3 protein-coding genes are annotated in these 1,679 nt (G+C 32.2%); all 3 read right to left on the bottom strand.

The window, feature by feature from the left end; translation table 11 throughout:
* Nucleotides 1-140 precede the first annotated feature (140 nt).
* Nucleotides 141-440 carry a type II toxin-antitoxin system RelE/ParE family toxin gene (locus K1X16_RS17835; RefSeq protein WP_225037424.1) on the bottom strand — a complete coding sequence of 100 codons (300 nt, stop codon included), beginning with the start codon at nt 438-440 and terminating at the stop codon, nt 141-143.
* Nucleotides 433-681 carry a type II toxin-antitoxin system ParD family antitoxin gene (locus tag K1X16_RS17840; protein WP_225037425.1) on the bottom strand — a complete coding sequence of 83 codons (249 nt, stop codon included), beginning with the start codon at nt 679-681 and terminating at the stop codon, nt 433-435. The genes K1X16_RS17835 and K1X16_RS17840 overlap by 8 nt, the downstream gene beginning before the upstream one ends.
* A gap of 202 nt (nt 682-883) precedes the next feature.
* Entirely contained in the window at nt 884-1,657 is a 774-nt protein-coding gene (locus tag K1X16_RS17845) for a DUF3800 domain-containing protein (protein WP_225037426.1), read from the bottom strand.
* Nucleotides 1,658-1,679: the final 22 nt, after the last annotated feature.

The following is a 1,679-nucleotide window of genomic DNA, read 5'->3' on the forward strand; positions in this document are numbered from 1 at the left end:
ACAACGTGTTCGTGTATGGTTAGTTGCGTGGTTTGGTAGCTAATTTAGCAAACTTTTACGGACCAGAGAAAATTCCGCAGGAATTTTCGCAAGTAAGCACTTAAAAAGCAATTAATTATACACGGTGTTGTGTGCAGTTTTTATTCAGCAATTCGTTTCTTTAAATCCATTCTTTCGTGCAATATTCTCGTTATTTCAACATAATTTTCGTCTAAAGTTCTGTAGAATATTATATGACGACTTGCATTAATTCCGAGAAGTTGCTTTGATATACCATCGTAGAATTTCCCTATGCCTGGGTTTTCTGCAATTTCTTGACAATTAGAAATTAGTTCAGCGTAATATTTATCTGCTTGTTTTTCCGACCAAACCTCAAATGTATAATCCCAAATCTTTGATAAATCCTCAACAGCTTTATTGGTCAATTTATATTCAGCCATTCGAGTGCTTTTTCGCTTTTAGAGATTCAAGATGCTTTTTTGGATCAAAGTCGTGAGCTATTCCGCTATCAATTCCTTCTTGAATAGCTTTTTTTAATGCAATTACTTTACTTTCTTCTTCTAAAAGTCTTAATCCAGCACGAATAACTTCGCTAACGTTCTTAAACCTTCCTTCGCTTATGCTATTTTGCACGAATTGGTCAAAATAATTTCCGAGTGATATAGATGTGTTCTTGTTCATTTGAGTAATAATTTATATCAAATATACCAAAAATTGGTATAATGACCAAATTCCCAAATTGCACACAACGTGTTTGTGTATGATTAGTTGCGTGGTTTAGCGAGTAAGTTAGCAAATAAAAACCGAATAGAAAATCCGCTAGGATTTTCGTACGTATGCACGAACCAAGCAATTAATTATACACGGTGTTGGCAACAGTTATTTAATGAATACAACCCATATAAATTTCTCCAAATCTTTCTCTTGTATTTTCCTTTAATTTATTGTCACAAAACTCAGAAATATAAAGTCCATAAGGTTCTGTCATTTTCATTGGATATCTATCTCCTGTTTCAAATCTTTCCATATCAATTTCTCCAAGAAGGTTATATCTAATTCCAGCCCATAATTCAAATCCTAATTCTATCTCCAAATCAGGTTCGTAACCAGAATTAGAACCAGCTTTAACTTTTTTGTCAATAATATTTAATTGCTCAAGTAGCATCGTAGAACAAGAATGAGCGACTAAATCAGCGAGTTGAATTCCTTTAAATTTCTTTGAATCTAATTCTAAATTCAATTTACAGTTTTTCAACCCAATTTCTTTTGCATACTCTTTTCCGACATTTTCGTTTCTGAAATAATTTTCGTCGACATAAATTTCAATATTCTGTCCAAATTCGTTTGAGTTTATTATTTGTTTCAGACCTTTAAATGTCTCTTTCCCGATATTTGGTCTTTCTTGTATTGGTAAAACAACAAGTCCAATTTTACAGACTGAAGAAATAATATTTTTTAAATCATTTCTTACGTTTAACATTTCTGGATATTTTCTATAATTTAATCCGCTTTTAAATTCAGAATCCTCAGGGTCAAATCCGTTATTTTTCAGACTTTCAGAAATTCGGTCTTCAATATTTTCTTCGGTCACAACTATTCCGCTGATAACAAAATTGCCTCTTTCGTGAACGGAATCATCAATGTATATTTTTGTCATTTGGTGTTAATTGTTGCCAACG

The sequence above is a fragment of the Winogradskyella sp. SM1960 genome, from assembly GCF_020179375.1.
GTDB classification, from domain to species: Bacteria; Bacteroidota; Bacteroidia; order Flavobacteriales; family Flavobacteriaceae; genus Winogradskyella; species Winogradskyella marina.